The organism is Winogradskyella ludwigii (assembly GCF_013403985.1).
In the GTDB taxonomy this organism is placed as follows: Bacteria; Bacteroidota; Bacteroidia; order Flavobacteriales; family Flavobacteriaceae; genus Winogradskyella; species Winogradskyella ludwigii.
Map to the genome: position 1 here is coordinate 241,236 of NZ_JABFDF010000002.1, position 15,569 is coordinate 256,804.

17 protein-coding genes and 1 tRNA gene are annotated in these 15,569 nt (G+C 32.7%); 16 read left to right on the forward strand and 2 right to left on the reverse strand.

Translation table 11 applies throughout. From position 1 onward, the window contains the following. The first annotated feature begins 53 nt into the window (after positions 1-53). From HM981_RS07055 to HM981_RS07080, 6 genes are all read left to right on the forward strand, one after another. Entirely contained in the window at positions 54-419 is a 366-nt protein-coding gene (locus HM981_RS07055; RefSeq protein WP_179337911.1) for a hypothetical protein, read from the forward strand. A gap of 308 nt (positions 420-727) precedes the next feature. Then, positions 728-1,651: a hypothetical protein gene (locus tag HM981_RS07060; protein WP_179337913.1), complete on the forward strand. Its 924-nt coding sequence runs from the start codon at positions 728-730 to the stop codon at positions 1,649-1,651. A gap of 2 nt (positions 1,652-1,653) precedes the next feature. After that, complete coding sequence (locus HM981_RS07065; RefSeq protein WP_179337915.1) at positions 1,654-3,642, forward strand: TonB-dependent receptor plug domain-containing protein; 1,989 nt, start codon at positions 1,654-1,656, stop codon at positions 3,640-3,642. 5 nt (positions 3,643-3,647) lie between these two features. After that, complete coding sequence (locus tag HM981_RS07070; RefSeq protein WP_179337917.1) at positions 3,648-4,016, forward strand: hypothetical protein; 369 nt, start codon at positions 3,648-3,650, stop codon at positions 4,014-4,016. A gap of 58 nt (positions 4,017-4,074) precedes the next feature. Continuing rightward, positions 4,075-4,941, forward strand: a complete 867-nt coding sequence (locus HM981_RS07075; RefSeq protein ID WP_179337919.1) for an MbnP family protein — start codon at positions 4,075-4,077, stop codon at positions 4,939-4,941. Positions 4,942-5,020: 79 nt separating this feature from the next. Next, a complete protein-coding gene (locus HM981_RS07080; protein ID WP_179337921.1) occupies positions 5,021-6,046 on the forward strand; it encodes a cytochrome-c peroxidase in 1,026 nt (341 codons plus the stop codon). Here HM981_RS07080 and HM981_RS07085 read toward each other — a convergent pair. Next, on the reverse strand, positions 6,043-6,417 hold the full coding sequence (locus tag HM981_RS07085) for a Fur family transcriptional regulator (RefSeq protein WP_173586784.1): 375 nt from the start codon (positions 6,415-6,417) through the stop codon (positions 6,043-6,045). The genes HM981_RS07080 and HM981_RS07085 overlap by 4 nt on opposite strands. A gap of 135 nt (positions 6,418-6,552) precedes the next feature. On the opposite strand from HM981_RS07085, the gene HM981_RS07090 reads away from it, so the two are divergent. The 5 genes from HM981_RS07090 (at position 6,553) to HM981_RS07110 (ending at position 11,236) form a co-directional block, all read left to right on the forward strand. After that, positions 6,553-6,942, forward strand: a complete 390-nt coding sequence (locus HM981_RS07090; protein WP_179337923.1) for a MerC domain-containing protein — start codon at positions 6,553-6,555, stop codon at positions 6,940-6,942. A gap of 67 nt (positions 6,943-7,009) precedes the next feature. Continuing rightward, the gene (locus HM981_RS07095) at positions 7,010-7,303 is read left to right on the forward strand and encodes a hypothetical protein (RefSeq protein WP_179337925.1); all 294 of its coding nucleotides are present in this window, start codon (positions 7,010-7,012) and stop codon (positions 7,301-7,303) included. Between the two features lie 188 nt (positions 7,304-7,491). Next, complete coding sequence (locus HM981_RS07100; RefSeq protein WP_179337927.1) at positions 7,492-9,861, forward strand: TonB-dependent receptor; 2,370 nt, start codon at positions 7,492-7,494, stop codon at positions 9,859-9,861. A gap of 25 nt (positions 9,862-9,886) precedes the next feature. After that, the gene (locus HM981_RS07105; protein WP_246286173.1) at positions 9,887-10,696 is read left to right on the forward strand and encodes a DUF4625 domain-containing protein; all 810 of its coding nucleotides are present in this window, start codon (positions 9,887-9,889) and stop codon (positions 10,694-10,696) included. Between the two features lie 57 nt (positions 10,697-10,753). Beyond that, positions 10,754-11,236: a DUF4625 domain-containing protein gene (locus HM981_RS07110; RefSeq protein ID WP_179337929.1), complete on the forward strand. Its 483-nt coding sequence runs from the start codon at positions 10,754-10,756 to the stop codon at positions 11,234-11,236. Positions 11,237-11,468: 232 nt separating this feature from the next. On the opposite strand, the gene HM981_RS07115 is transcribed toward HM981_RS07110, so the two are convergent. Then, positions 11,469-11,543 (reverse strand) — tRNA-Pro (locus tag HM981_RS07115). Positions 11,544-11,647: 104 nt separating this feature from the next. Between HM981_RS07115 and HM981_RS07120 the strand changes: the two genes are divergently transcribed. The 5 genes from HM981_RS07120 to HM981_RS07140 are packed head-to-tail and all read left to right on the forward strand — an operon-like array spanning position 11,648 to position 15,565. Continuing rightward, positions 11,648-12,748, forward strand: a complete 1,101-nt coding sequence (locus HM981_RS07120; RefSeq protein ID WP_179337931.1) for a PQQ-dependent sugar dehydrogenase — start codon at positions 11,648-11,650, stop codon at positions 12,746-12,748. Beyond that, complete coding sequence (locus tag HM981_RS07125; protein ID WP_179337932.1) at positions 12,745-13,188, forward strand: c-type cytochrome; 444 nt, start codon at positions 12,745-12,747, stop codon at positions 13,186-13,188. Before HM981_RS07120 ends, HM981_RS07125 begins: the two co-directional genes overlap by 4 nt. 58 nt (positions 13,189-13,246) lie before the next feature. Continuing rightward, positions 13,247-13,852 carry a uridine kinase gene (gene udk, locus HM981_RS07130; RefSeq protein WP_179337934.1) on the forward strand — a complete coding sequence of 202 codons (606 nt, stop codon included), beginning with the start codon at positions 13,247-13,249 and terminating at the stop codon, positions 13,850-13,852. After that, on the forward strand, positions 13,852-14,178 hold the full coding sequence (locus HM981_RS07135; protein WP_179337936.1) for an FtsB family cell division protein: 327 nt from the start codon (positions 13,852-13,854) through the stop codon (positions 14,176-14,178). The genes udk and HM981_RS07135 overlap by 1 nt, the downstream gene beginning before the upstream one ends. Further along, complete coding sequence (locus tag HM981_RS07140) at positions 14,171-15,565, forward strand: methylmalonyl-CoA mutase subunit beta (RefSeq protein ID WP_179337938.1); 1,395 nt, start codon at positions 14,171-14,173, stop codon at positions 15,563-15,565. The genes HM981_RS07135 and HM981_RS07140 overlap by 8 nt, the downstream gene beginning before the upstream one ends. The last annotated feature ends 4 nt before the right edge of the window (positions 15,566-15,569 follow it).

Sequence of the window (15,569 nt, forward strand, 5' to 3'; positions counted from 1 at the left end):
ATAACAGATTTAAAAAATTAGGAAAATTTTAAAAAAAAGAAGACCTTTACATTGTGAAGACAGCAACTCTCTTTCTAGCATTATTTATGCTTTTGAAGCCTACCATTCCCTTTGTGGAGTACGCTGCTTTCTATGACTATATTAAAAACGAACTTTGCGTTAATAAAGACAAGCCCGAATTGGCTTGTAATGGTAAATGTCATTTAATGCAAGGATTGGCCAAAGCTTCCGATTCAGAAAATAGTAAAGACAAAAATCACTCATCATCTTCAGAACACCAAGTTGTGTTTTTTCATGATGCCTATAAAATTCCTCTTGTTTCTTTTATTAAAGAACAAAATTCTAAAATAGTTACTTCATACAACAGAATTTATAAATTCCATTTTACAGATTCTATTTTTCATCCACCACTAGTATAGTTTCAACATAGAGACTCTTTTTTTTAAGAACTTGTATTTAGCAAAATGATTTTTCATTTCGCCAAATGATGCTATCTATTATTTTAATAAGGAATAATTCATTCCTCTTAAAATGTGGTATAAAATAGCCACATCAAAAGCATTGCACACCGTTCTCTATACACGAGGTTTCTATCCTTATTTCCCATAGTTACGCTTGGTTGTACAATCATTGTATTGACCTTAAAACTAATATGTCTAATAATATTTTAGACATCAATAGTCGCAACTATAATTTCAAGAGTTTTAAATAAAACACTTTATTAGTTATGAAAAAGATTTCTTTTTTTATGACTGCAATGCTATTTGCAGTTACCGCATGTACCTTAGACAAAACAGATTACGAAGATGAAATAAACACCGTAGTTACAGAATACATTGATTACGAAGAGGTTGTTTCCATCACAAAAGATCAATATTTAATTAATATAGTGGCATTAAACGGAACATTCTATAAAGGTTATAACGAAATCCGTTTAAATATCACTAATACTGATACAAACGAAAATGTAAACACCTCTGATGTTACATTTTTACCACTTATAACTAATTATAGTGGAAATAGCACATCTTGTCCACATCAATACAACTTAGATTACAATACTGCTGACGATTATTATTTAGGATATGCCGTATTCACTGAAGAAAGTAATGATTCTGAAAACTGGGAACTTTACATCACTTTTACTGATAATGAAGAAACACATTATGTAACACAAGCTATTACAGTTGAAGAGCAAACTAACATGAATTTAAACATGACGTCCTTTACTGCAGATGATGGCGAACAATATTTTATAGCTTTAGTTGCACCACAGAAACCTGCAATAGCAGAAAACGAATTAGTTGCAGGTATTTATAAATACAATCAGCCCACAAATGAGGCCGGAACTTTCCCTGATCCCACTCAATTTTCATATACAGAAGTTACTGATTACACCTTATTGTTGGACCCAAGAATGCCAGAACCTTCTATGGGAAATCATTCATCTTTAAATAATGAAGACCTCACACAACAAGATGATGGTTTATATTATGGTGTGGTGAATTATACAATGACAGGTAACTGGACTTTAAACTTTAGAATGCAAAATCAATATGGTGAAATCATTAAAGGAACTGAAGTTTCTACTGAATTTACACCAGGTATTGAAGGTGCAAGAAGTGAATTACATATCGATATATTATTTTAAGAATGAAGCGATTACTAATCATATTTACACTTTTACTTTCTAATATTTTTGTCAATGCACAAGACACTAATAAAAAGAAAGACAGCATTATAGCGTTAGATGAAGTTGAACTCATTACTGTTATTAAAAAGAAGATTGAAACCGAAATGAAAATGGCCGTTTCAGTTGATGAATTTTTAGCATCATCAGATAATATTAGTTTTATAAAACGTGGCGCTTATGCTTGGGAACCGTTATTAAATAACATGAGTTCTGAACGTTCTACCATTACCATTGATGGCATGCATGTTTTTGGTGCGTGTACCGACAAAATGGATCCCATAACCTCTTATGTAGAAAGCAATAATTTAGCCGCTATTGATATAAAATCTGGACAAGAAGGTAATATGCATGGTGCTACTGTTGCCGGAAGCATCGATTTAAAACGAAGGAGCACGCCTTTTAGTTTGACTAAAAAATGGAAAGGTGCCTACCAAACTGGTTTTGAGATTAATAACAAGCAGTTTTTTAACTTAGCAAATGCTTCTTATTCTAGTAATAAATTTGTAGCCGATGGAAGTTTGGCCTACAGAAAAGCAGAAAATTATAGTGATGGAAATAACGATGAAGTTAATCACTCTCAATTTACAAAATTCAACGCGTCATTAGGATTAGCTTATAAAACCAGTGAATTATCTTCTTTAAAAGTAGAAGCAATTTATGACCAAGCCAATGATGTTGGTTATCCTGCATTGCCAATGGATTTATGGTTATCACGTGCCTTAATTACCTCAGCAACGTATAAGCAATTATTTGAAAATGGACTATTTAAAGCCTTAGATACCAAAATCTATTTTAATGCTATTGAGCATTATATGGATGATACCACACGTCCTGAAAATTTGGTTCATATGGATATGCCAGGTTGGAGTACAACTTACGGTTTGTTATCTAAAGCTAACATTAAAAAAAATCGTTTTAGTTCAGAAATTCAACTGAATGCTTATAACAATTACTCTATTGCAGAAATGCGCATGTATCCACAAGACCGAAGTGAACGTACCATGTTTGCTTACAGTTGGCCTGGAGTTACAACGACATTTGCAGGTTTATCTATAAACAACGCTTGGGAAATCTCGGATCAAAGTTTACTGAATTTTGGTGGTTCTTTAGGTGTCAATTATAACCATTCTAAATATGTGGAATTCAACTGGATTTTTCACCCAGGAACACCACAAGAAAAAACAAGAATACTGCCTAGTTTACACGCAGGCTATCAGTTAAACATTGATAATTTCAATTTTTCTGTAGGAGGTGGTTACGGACACCGAGCGCCATCAGTTTCTGAAGGTTATGGCTATTACATCTATAATAGTTTTGATCGTTACGATTATATTGGAAATCCGGATCTAGAAAATGAAATATCATACGAAGGAAATGCAAGTGCTGGCTACGCTAATGATAAATTTAGCTTACAAGCCAATGTAAATTACTTCTACATTGAAAACTACATTATTGGTCGTATTTTAAGTTTAGGAAGTCCAATGAATTATCAATCAATTGGTGTAAAAGGTTATACCTCTTTAGATTATTCAACCTTATTTAATTTTTCATTAAATGGAAGCTATTCAATTTTAGATAATTTACATTGGAAAGGGACTTTAACCTACGCGAGAGGAAAAGATGAGAATGAAAACAATTTGCCATTCATTAGACCATTAAGTTATCAAACCTCATTACACTATCAGTATAACAAACTTAGTTTTCAAACGTCTATTAATGGCGATTTAGAACAAATTCATTACAGTCCAGAATACGGAGAAGACCAAACGCCATCATACACTATATGGAATCTATCTGCAGATTACACCTTCAAAATTAAAGATTATAAAACGGTAGTTCAAGTTGGTGCAGAGAATGTATTAAATGAATATTACAGTACGTATGCAGATTGGGGAAACATTCCACGTATGGGTCGTAATATTTTCACTTCTTTAAAATTCAATTTCTAAAATAGATGAAAAGAGTTTTTAGTTTACTTATAACGTTTCTGTTTCTGCTTGTGATTTCACAACGCGCAGTCGTTATGGTGCACTTTAAACTCAACCAAAAAATTATCGCCAAACAATTCTGTGTTAACCAAGATAAACCCGAATTACAATGTAACGGAAAGTGTTATTTACATAAAGAATTACAAAAAACAGAACATAAAGATTCCGAAAAAATAATTAACACAAAGAATTTTGATTTGGTTCTCAATCCAAATTACGAATATCATATAGACATAAAAAAAATCACCAAGAAAAAAGAATTAGTCATTTACCAAGAAACCCAACACAAAGAACCTTATTTAGAAATTTTAGTTCCACCACCCATATATGTTTAGTTTTTTGTAGCATACTAAAAATAAAAACACGCATATCAATAAATACAAAATTTCAAAAATGAAAAATCTTAAAAATTATATTTTATCAGCAGCAGTATTAGTCGGTTTTATGTCATGTAGTAGTGATGATAACAATGCCGTTGCAAACAATGTGACATTAGAATTTACAAACACGTTTAACAATACAACAATTGTTCTTGGAGATGCAACTTCTGCAGATGCCACAGAAAACACTTCTGAAATGGGACAAGTTCACCATTTTTCTGAATTAAAATATGTTGTAAGTAACATTCGTCTTATAAAAGCTGATGGAACCGAAATTCCTTATAATGTAAATGATTTAGACAATGGTGCAACAGTAATAAACCAAGCAAATACTGAAACACTAAGCTATGTATTAAGTGATATCCCAGTTGGAGATTACACTGAAATAAAGTTTGGTTTAGGTGTAAAATCTGATTTAAATGATTTAGACCAAGTTAGTTTCCCTGAATTTTATGATAACGCAGGATCTAATGAAACACAAATGCATTGGGAATGGGGAACAGGATACCGTTTTACTAAAATTGAAGGTTTCTACGATACCGATAATAAAGAATTGTCTTTCCATTCTGGAAGTACTTTAGAAGGAGAAGAAGGTAATTACACACAAGGTGTTGATGCTTATAGAGATATCACATTAAGTCTTCCTACTACAGCTACTGTTGGTAATAGTGCACCAACAATTGCTATTAACGCTAATTTTGATTATTTATTAAGTGGAGAAAACTATACTATAACATTAGTTACTACTGAAGATATTACTAATAACGCTACACCTAGTGCTCATACAGCTACTGAAATGATGAAGTTTGTAGAGAATATTGGAGGCAACGGAACAACTGATACAACAGGAATGTTTTCTATTACTTCTGTAGAAAACTAAATCTATATTTTATGAGTCGGTTTTGATGAAAAACTCAAGCCGACTCTTTTTTAACTATTCTTCATCATATATCTTACAAATGAAAAACCTATTAAGAACCTTATTTATTGTACTGTTATTGTCTTCGTGTAGCAATGATGATTCATTGCTTGTTTCTTATAACAATCCTGAGGTATCATTAAATATTCCTAGTGATTTCCCTGAACTAAACAGTTCATTTTACACCAATATACCTACCGAATTTGGTGTAGAGTTAGGTAAAAAACTATTTACCGATGTACGTTTAAGTACAGATAATACAATTTCTTGCTCTAGTTGCCATATACAAGAAAGTGCCTTTGCAGATCATAATCCAAAAGGTATAGGTATTGAAGGACGAATAGGACTTCGTAATGCACCACCAGTTCAAAACATGGCTTTTATGCAAGTTTATAATTGGGATGGCAATAAGCTTCAACTCGAAGATCAACCATTAGTCCCTATTATTACACATGAAGAAATGGACTCTTCTATTTTAGAAGTTATTGGTAAAATTGAAAATGATGAATCTTATATTGAATTATTTAAGAATGCCTTTAATGGTGAAGGAATTACTGCAGATGGAATTTATAACAGTATAGCTCAATATGAATACACACTTATTTCAACAAACAGTAAATACGATAAAGTAAAACGAAATGAAGGTGAAACATTCACAGAAAGTGAAGCTCAAGGATTTGCCGTTTTTCAAGAAAAATGTATCAGCTGTCATAGTACAGAATTATTTACGGATCAAACCTATAGAAATATCGGATTTCCTATAAACCCAGACACTGAAGAAGCAGGACGAGCAAGAATTACAGGAAGTACTGAAGATTACATGAGTTTCCGTGTACCGAGTTTAAGAAATATTGAATATACATCACCTTACGGCAGTTTTGGGCAATTTGCAACCTTAGAAGACGTACTCGATTATTTAAATAATGGTGTTTTAGAAGCCGATAATCTTGATCCTATTTTAAAAGATAATGACAATAGAATTCCACTTACCGCACAAGAAAAAATAGATCTAATAGCTTTTATGAAGACTTTAAGTGATTCTGAATTTGTAAATCTTGATAATTAAGAACAATTCTTACAAACCCCAGTTAAAACACAATTTACACTTTCAACCAAATAACCATCTGGAATAGAAAAATTAACCTGATTAGGAAGACACTCTACGGTATCACATTTTGTACATTTAAAATGAAAATGTTGATGTGTTGCGGCTTTGGTGTCATAAGTTTCACACAAAGCAAAATACTGCTTACCATCTTCCGCCATGACTTTATGAAGCACACCATCGTCACAAAATCGATTTAAAACACGATAGATGGTTGCCCTATTGATATCAATAGCAATTTCTTCCTCAATCGCATCTTGACTCATCGCTTTCCCTGCCTTAGTTATAACACTTAAAACGGCTTCTTTACTAGGCGTATTTCTTCTTTTCATTATTAATGCGATTTATTTGCAATAATTTATTGCAACAACATTGCAATATTATAAATAAATAATATATTTGCAAAACTTACTAATGCGACAAAATCGCTTTAATAAATCAATATAAGTCAAATAAAATTGAAGAACGTGAGCAGAACAAAAAACAACCCTCTAGATATTATAGCAATGACAAGCTCATTAGTTTGTGCTATTCATTGTGCTTTTCTGCCAATATTGCTTTCGTTTTCATCTTTTAGCAGTTTATATTTTTTAAATAACCCAATGATTGAGTGGACCTTTATTTGCCTAGGTCTTGTATTTATATTCACTTCACTTTGGCCTAGTTATAAAAACACCCACCATAAAACTAAACCTTTAAAAGTCGCTTTATTAGGTTTTTTACTTTTAGCAATAAGTAGACTTCACTTAACGGATTTATGGGAAGTTAGCAATACCGCTATTGGCGCTACTTTAATCGCTTTTGCGCATTATATTAATTGGAATTTATTAAGAAGAATAGCGAAACAAAAACAGTAAATCACAACTTTAGCACATTTTAAACCATTGTAATAAACTCAAAAACCTTAAATATTTCTAGTCTTAAATGAAAAACAGCATCACATATTTCTTTATTATTCTTTTTCTATCCATTAAGTTGTTAGGACTTCATGCATTAACGCATGAAGATGATAAAGATGATGCTGTACATTGTGCAGTTTGTGATAATGCAACAATTCATAATTTAACGCCTGCTTTTATACTAGAGCCTCAAGAATTTTCAATTGAAAATACCGAGCTAATCATTAATAGAAGTACAATAAAGCATTTCTCTTTTGTAACTTCTAATACCATTGCTTCTAACCAATTATTTGGTCGGCCTCCACCCTATTCACTATAAATTATCCTATACTTTTTTATTAAAATAAGTTTCGTTTAACTACTTAACGCTTCAAGCTACATTATAGATTTCAACAACGTTGATTTTATAAATTATTGTAATTGATGCAACTATTTAATACGAATAAATATAGGCTTTGTTAAAGTTCAATCTTAAGAACAGTTAATTAAATTTTATAGTATTTCATTATGTTTTACAGAACACTGAGTTTATGGCTATGCTTTAGCTTTAGCTCAATATTGTTTGCGCAAGATTCTTTTCAAATAAAAGGAATTGTAGCAAACGCAAAAACTTTACAACCTATTGAAGGTGCTAATATTATTGGCAAAGGTTCATTTTCTACGTCGTCATCTACAGGGATTTTTACTTTAAAAAATGTTTCTGAAGGCGACTATACTTTCACCATATCGCATTTAGGTTTTACTTCTAAGACTATAACTGTTAACGTAGGAAACGATCAAGAAACACATAAAATTTTATTAGAAGAATCTACCACTGCGCTTGATAAAATTGAAATTAATGGAAAAACAAAAAAAAGAGAACGTAATGAATCACCTGTAGTTTCACAGCTAGTAACTAAAGAATTTCTTTCTAATAACAGAGAGAATAGCCTGATGCAAACGCTTAGTAAAATTCCAGGTGTCAGTACTATTAAAATTGGCTCTGGACAATCTAAACCTGTGATTAGAGGTTTAGGCTTTAACAGAGTTGCTGTGGTTCAAAATGGTATAAAACACGAAGCACAGCAATGGGGAAATGATCATGGGTTAGAAATTGATCAATATGGAATTGAAAATATACAAATTGTAAAAGGACCTGCTTCATTAGTTTACGGATCAGATGCTATTGCTGGTGTTGTAGATATTCAACCCAATAAAGTACCCCTTATTAATTCTTTTAGTGGTGAAGTAAATGTATTAGGTGAAAGTAATAATGATTTATTAGGAATTTCAGCAGGAATCCAAGCAAGAAAAGAAAAATGGTTTTATCGTGGACGTATTACATACAGAGATTATGGCGACTACAAAGTACCCACAGATAAAATAAATTACGAGAGTTATATCTTTGAGTTATACGATAATAATTTACGTAATACAGCTGGACGAGAAGCTAACGCTAGTATAAGTCTCGGTTATGTCACTGATAAATTCACCTCAGAAACGACGATTAGTAATGTTAACGCTAAAAACGGTTTTTTTGCCAATGCACATGGTTTAGAAGTTAGAACATCTAGCATAGACTATGATAGCTCTAACAGAGATATTGACCTTCCCTATCATAAAGTTAACCATTTTAAAATTACAAATAACACCTCATTAGCTTTAGACAAACACACTATTCATGCTGATTTAGGCTTTCAAAATAATATTAGAGAAGAACATTCAGAACCTGTACCGCATGGTTTCATGCCAACACCTTCTAATAGCAAAGAGCGAAGTTTTAATAAAAACACATTTTCTCTAAATATTAAAGACGCTTTTAAACCTAATGAACAACACGATATTGTTGCTGGTATAAACCTAGAATATCAAAACAATACGATTGGTGGATGGGGATTTTTAATCCCTGAATATAACCGTTTTACCATTGGTTCTTTTGCTTTTGATCAATTCGAAATCAATTCTGACTTACACCTTTTAGCTGGTGTACGTTATGATTATGGACAAATAAATAGTAAATCTTATTTTGATTGGTATCCGTCAACCATCAACAATGCCAACGGTTCTACATCGTATGTGTATTTACAAAGAGCACAAGATAAAACTCTGAATTTTGGAAACATCAGTGCTTCTTTAGGTTTAAGTTACCTTGTTAAAAACACAACTTTCAAAATAAATATTGGCAAAAGTTTTAGAATGCCATTAGCTAATGAATTAGCTTCTGATGGTGTTAATTACCACATGTACCGTTATGAAAAAGGAAATCTAGATTTAGATCCTGAAGAATCTTATCAATTAGATATTGACATAGATCATACTACAAAAAACTACAGCTTTGGTATCAGCCCTTTTGTCAATTTTTTCGAAAACTTTATTTATTTAAATCCAACGTCTAACTATTACGAGACATTACAAATTTATGAGTATACTCAAAACAAAGTATTTAGAGCTGGAGGAGAATTAAGAGCAAGCACCAACATAATCAACAATCTTCAATTAAATGCTTCTGCAGAATATGTCTACTCAAGACAAACTAGTGGTCCTAAAGAAGGCTTTACCATTCCGTTTTCACCACCATTATCAGGATTATTTTCTGCTAATTACCAATTTAAAGATTTTCTTTTTTTTAAACAACCGCAACTTATAGCAGATTATAGAATTACAGCAAAACAAAATGAAATTGTTCCGCCAGAAGAAAAAACGGATGGTTATCAAGTCTTAAACATGTCGCTTTTAACACAAATTGAGCTCTTTAAAACAAAACGTCCATTAGATGTAAAGTTTAAGCTCAATAATGTTTTCGATACTAAATATTACGATCATACTAGCTTTTACCGCTTAATCGATGTGCCAGAAGCTGGAAGAAATATTTCAATTGCATTAACACAAACCTTTTAAAACAATCAATAATAAATTAACAACCATGAAAACAAACATTAAAACAAACATCATGAAATCAAATTTTAAATTTCTAGCAATTATCGCTTTTTTCGGAATCCTTTTAAACTCATGTAGCAGTGATGATGACAGCGAATCATCTAGCTTAAATGCACCAGAAATAACTGGCTTTGAATACGGCGAAGGCAGCGTACACTCAACAGACCAAGTTGCCTTTAAAGGCTCTGACATTCATTTAGAAGCAGAAATTAATGCTGAAGCCGTAGTTAGCAGCATTACGCTTTCTATCCATGCACACGATTTAACGCTTGCAGATGGTGAAGTTGAGTGGGATTTTTTCCAAGAATACAAAGATGCTAGTTACCTAGTAATAAACCCAACCTTCCACGAACATGTAGATGTACCAACAGATATACCAGCTGGTGAATATCATATTGAATTAACTGTAATAGATGAGTTAGGGAATAGCACTGAAATTGAAGGTCATTTAGAAATTTTAGATCACATTACATTAAGTGATTACTCTGTAGATACTACGGCTGCTAAAGGCGCTGATTTTCATGCTGAATTTATGATAAGTGCTTTAAACGGCATCCATAATATAACGGTAGATATTCACGCTCATGATCTTCCTGTTGGTGATGGTGAAATAGAATGGGATGAAGAAATTGTATTTTCAGAAGGTTACCATGACCTAACAGACGTTGAATTCCATGAGCATATTGATGTACCAGCAACTGCACCTGCAGGAGAATATCATGTTACTTTTACTGTTGAGGATGAAGATGGAAACACAAAATCTTACGAAACACACATAGATATTACAGCGTCTTAATACATTATTATACCGCATAGTATACTAAATATGCTATGCGGTTTAATACTCTATAAAATGAAATTAACATCAACTTATTTTTACTTCGTATTTTCTATAATGTTACTAATTACATCGTGTTCTAGTGATGATAGCATTAATATAGATGAAGAAAAACCAACAATTACGATTAACTACACAGAAGGTTTTCCACAGGCATGCGAACAACTCGTAAAAGGGGAAACTTACACTTTTAAAGCACAAGTAACAGACAACAGAGCGTTAGCTTCTTACAGTTTAGATCTTCACCATAATTTTGACCATCACACGCACGATGACCAAGGTGAAACATGTGATTTAGAACCTATAAAAGTAGCTGTAAATCCTTTCATATATATGGAGAATTTTAATATTGAAGAAGGATTAACCACTTATGAAATTGATATCAGCATAACTATTCCTAATGATATTGACACCGGAGATTACCATTGTGCTTATTCCGTAACAGACGTAACTGGTTGGCAAAGTAGAACCTCTATTGATATAAAGATTATTGAATAGATAATTCAATCCAAGAACCTTAAAAAACATTAAAATTGAGTTAGACTTTTAATGATTATTGGCAGTGCAAGATATCACAAACTTGCACTGTTTTTTTTTAAGACCATAACTTATCTTCCAAAAAAACTATATGCGACAAGCATAAAAAGATTTCAAAATTCAGAGGTAAGCTGAATTGAAAAAAAATTAAACAAAAAAAGAGCTCAGCATATGCTGAGCTCTTTTTATTAAGTCGGGGTGGCAGGATTCGAACCTGCGGCCTCCACGTCCCAAACGTGGCGCGATAACCGGGCTACGCTACACCCCGAATTTTGGTTTCCCGATTTCGGACTGCAAATATATACTTTTTCTTTAGAATCCAACAACATTTGTCTAACTTTAAAAACTAATTCTTTTTTAAATAATTATATTATGAATTTAAGAAGCATCGTTTTGACTCTAATCATTAGTAGTACAATAGCTTGTGCCCAAGATAAGAATCCAACAAATACAGAAAATACTCACGAAATTATTGTTTCAGATCTTGATATCCCATGGGGTTTTACCTTTCTACCAGATGAATCCATGTTAATTACAGAGAAATCTGGCAACCTTATTCATTTTAAAGATGGCAAAAAGACAAACATTTCAGGATTGCCAGAAATTTATGTTCGAGGCCAAGGAGGTTTGTTAGATATTGTTTTACATCCCAATTACAAGACTAATGGATGGATTTATTTTTCTTACGCTTCACCTAAAGGAAACGATTCTGGTGGAAACACAGCAATCTCTAGAGCTAAAATCAAAAATAATAGCCTAACTGAATTACAATTATTATACAAGGCCACTCCAAATACCACAAAAGGGCAACATTTTGGGTCGCGATTAGTTTTCGACGAAAATGGTTATCTATTCTTTTCCATTGGAGAACGCGGAAATAGAGACGAAAATCCTCAAGATATTACCAGAGACGGTGGGAAAATTTACCGCCTTAATGACGATGGCTCTATTCCAGAAGATAATCCATTTGTAAATAAAGCCAACGCTAAAACAGCCATTTATTCTTATGGTCATAGAAATCCACAGGGCATGACGCTTCATCCAAACACAAAAGACATTTGGACACATGAGCACGGACCAAAAGGTGGAGATGAAATTAATATTATTAAAAAAGGGAAAAATTACGGTTGGCCAATTATTAGTTATGGAGTCAATTACAGCGGCACATCATTTACAGATCTCACAAAAAAGGATGGTATGGAAGAGCCTTTGCATTATTGGGATCCATCAATTGCTCCCAGCGGAATGGCTTTTATAAACAGTAATAAATATGGCAATTGGAATGGCAATCTTCTCGTTGGATCTTTAAAATTTCAATATTTAGATCTGTGCACTTTAAAAGACAATAAAGTTATAAAAGAAGAACGATTACTCAACGGATTAGGTCGCGTAAGATGCGTAGAGCAAGGTCCTGATGGTTATATTTACGTTGGAATAGAAAATTTAGGAATTGTAAAATTGATTAGAAAATGAAACAAACACTTATCACCTTAATCACTTTAGTAACCATTTTATCATGCAATTCAAAAACTAAAAAATCAGATCTCACGGCACAGAGCGAAAACACATTTACCAAAGACCAATCTCAACTTAAGTTAAGCATAAAACGAGGAGAAGCTGTTTACAGCGACATGTGTGCTGTCTGTCACCTACCAAATGGCAAAGGTGTACCCAAAGCTTTTCCGCCTTTAACGGATTCAGATTATTTAAGGGAAAATCAAAACGAGAGTATCAAAGCAGTAAAATATGGTATGTCAAGCAAAATAATTGTCAACGGAACAACCTACAGAAATACAATGCCACCACTAGGACTTTCAGACGACGAAGTTGCAGATGTCATGAACTATATCAATAACAGTTGGGAAAATTCTATTGACAACTTCCTTACACCTGAGAAAGTTTCCGAATTATAAATGTACCTTTCTACTTAAATAATTAAATTTGCACCACTAAAACAAACGAAAACTAAATATGCTTATTATAGGAATTGCAGGTGGTACAGGCTGCGGAAAAACAACAGTTGTTAATACCATTTTAAAAGAATTACCAGAAGGAGAAGTTGGTGTACTCTCCCAAGATTCATATTACAAAGACACAACACATTTAAATTTTGAACAACGTGTTAAAATTAATTTTGATCACCCAAGATCTATCGATTTTGAATTATTAGAAGAACACCTTAAAGATTTAAAAGAAGGAAAATCCATTAACCAACCTGTGTACTCTTTTGTAAAACACAATAGAACAGGCGATGTTATTGTTACAAAACCTAGAAAAGTAATGATTGTTGAAGGTATCTTGATACTATCTCATCCTGAAATCCGAGAGCTTTTCGATATTAAAATATTTGTTCATGCAGATTCTGACGAGCGTTTAATTAGACGTTTAAAACGTGATATTACAGAACGCGGCAGAGATATAAACGAAGTGCTTCAAAGATACCAATCGACGCTTAAACCCATGCATCAGCAATTTATAGAGCCTATGAAAGAATATGCAGATATTATTATACCAAACAATAAATACAACACTGTAGCTGTAGATATTGTTAAAACTATAATTAACGAGCGTCTGTAATGTCTAAATTCAACACTAAATATCTCAAACCATTTAAAAACATCTATGTCATTGTTTTGATATTTTTCGTGGTTTGGATGTTATTTTTTGATGCGCATTCATGGCTTTTCCATCATGAACTAAATAACGATATTGACGAATTAGAGTACCAAAAAGAACACTACAAAAATGAAATGGCTAAAGACAATAAAGCCATTAAAGAACTCAGCACAGATGAAGGGGTTGAGCGGACAGCGAGAGAAACCTATTACATGAAAAAGCCTAACGAAGATATATTCATTATTGAATACGAAGACAGTATCTCCAAACAAACAAAAGATGAGTGAATCATTATTCAAAGACTTTGAAGCCGTTTCGTCTAAAGCATGGAAACAAAAAATACAAGTAGACCTCAAGGGTGCCGACTATAACGATACATTAATTTGGAAAACGAATGAAGACATCCATGTAAAACCATTTTACCATGCAGATGAATTTAAAACATTACCAGATATATCAGATAGTAAAGCCAAAAATTGGAAAATATGCCAAGCCATAGATGTCACTAATGCCAAAACGGCTAACATAAAGGCTTTAGATGCCATTAATCGTGGTGCAGAAAGCATCATATTCAATATTAAACAAGACGCTATTTCTATAGTACACCTAATTCAAGATATTGATTTAGAAACAATTGCTATAGATATTAAATGCCAATTCCTCTCAAAAGACTACGTTCAAGGCGCAATTAAGACTACTCTACCTATAACTACACAGTCAAAAAAAGAATCTCGCATATACATACACACAGATATTATTGGCCATCTAGCTAAAACAGGAAACTGGTATAGCAACCTAAAAGCAGATTATTCGCAATTTGAAGCCATTTTAAAAACGACGAATCAGGTCAGTATCAATTTAGACTTATATCAAAACGCTGGTGCAACCATGATACAGCAATTAGCTTATGGCTTAGCACATAGCAACGAGTACCTAAACAAACTAGACAACATCATTGATAGCAAAGCTAAAGAATCGCTTTTAATGACCTTTAATGTTTCAATAGGGCCAAACTACTTCTTCGAGATAGCAAAAGCAAGAGCGCTACGCCAATTGTGGTTTACACTAGCTTCTGAATACGATGTAAACACCAAGTGCAGAATATTAGCAACACCAAGTAAGCGTAATAAAACAATTTACGATTATAACGTTAATATGCTCCGTACCACAACAGAATGTATGAGTGCTATTTTAGGAGGAGCAGACACAATTTGCAACTTATCTTATGATTCACTTTTTCATAATCCAAACGAATTTGGAGATCGTATTGCCAGAAATCAACTCTTAGTTTTAAAGAATGAAAGCTATTTAGACAAAGTAAATAACCCTGCAGATGGAGCTTATTATATTGAAAGCTTAACAGAACAACTTGCTGAAAAAGCACTAGATCTATTTAAAGGTATTGAAGCAAATGGTGGCTTTTTAAATCAACTAAAAGAAGGTACAATCCAAAGAAAAATCAAAGAGAGCTCAGCTAAAGAGCAAGCTGATTTTGACAACGGAAATTTAGTCTTACTAGGAACAAACAAGCATCCTAACGAAGCAGATAAAATGAAAAATAATTTAGAAATTAGTCCTTTCTTAAAAATCAAAAAGAGAAAAACACTAATTGAACCCATTATTGAGAAGAGACTATCTGAAAAACTGGAAGTCAAACGATTGAATACAGAGTAAAACC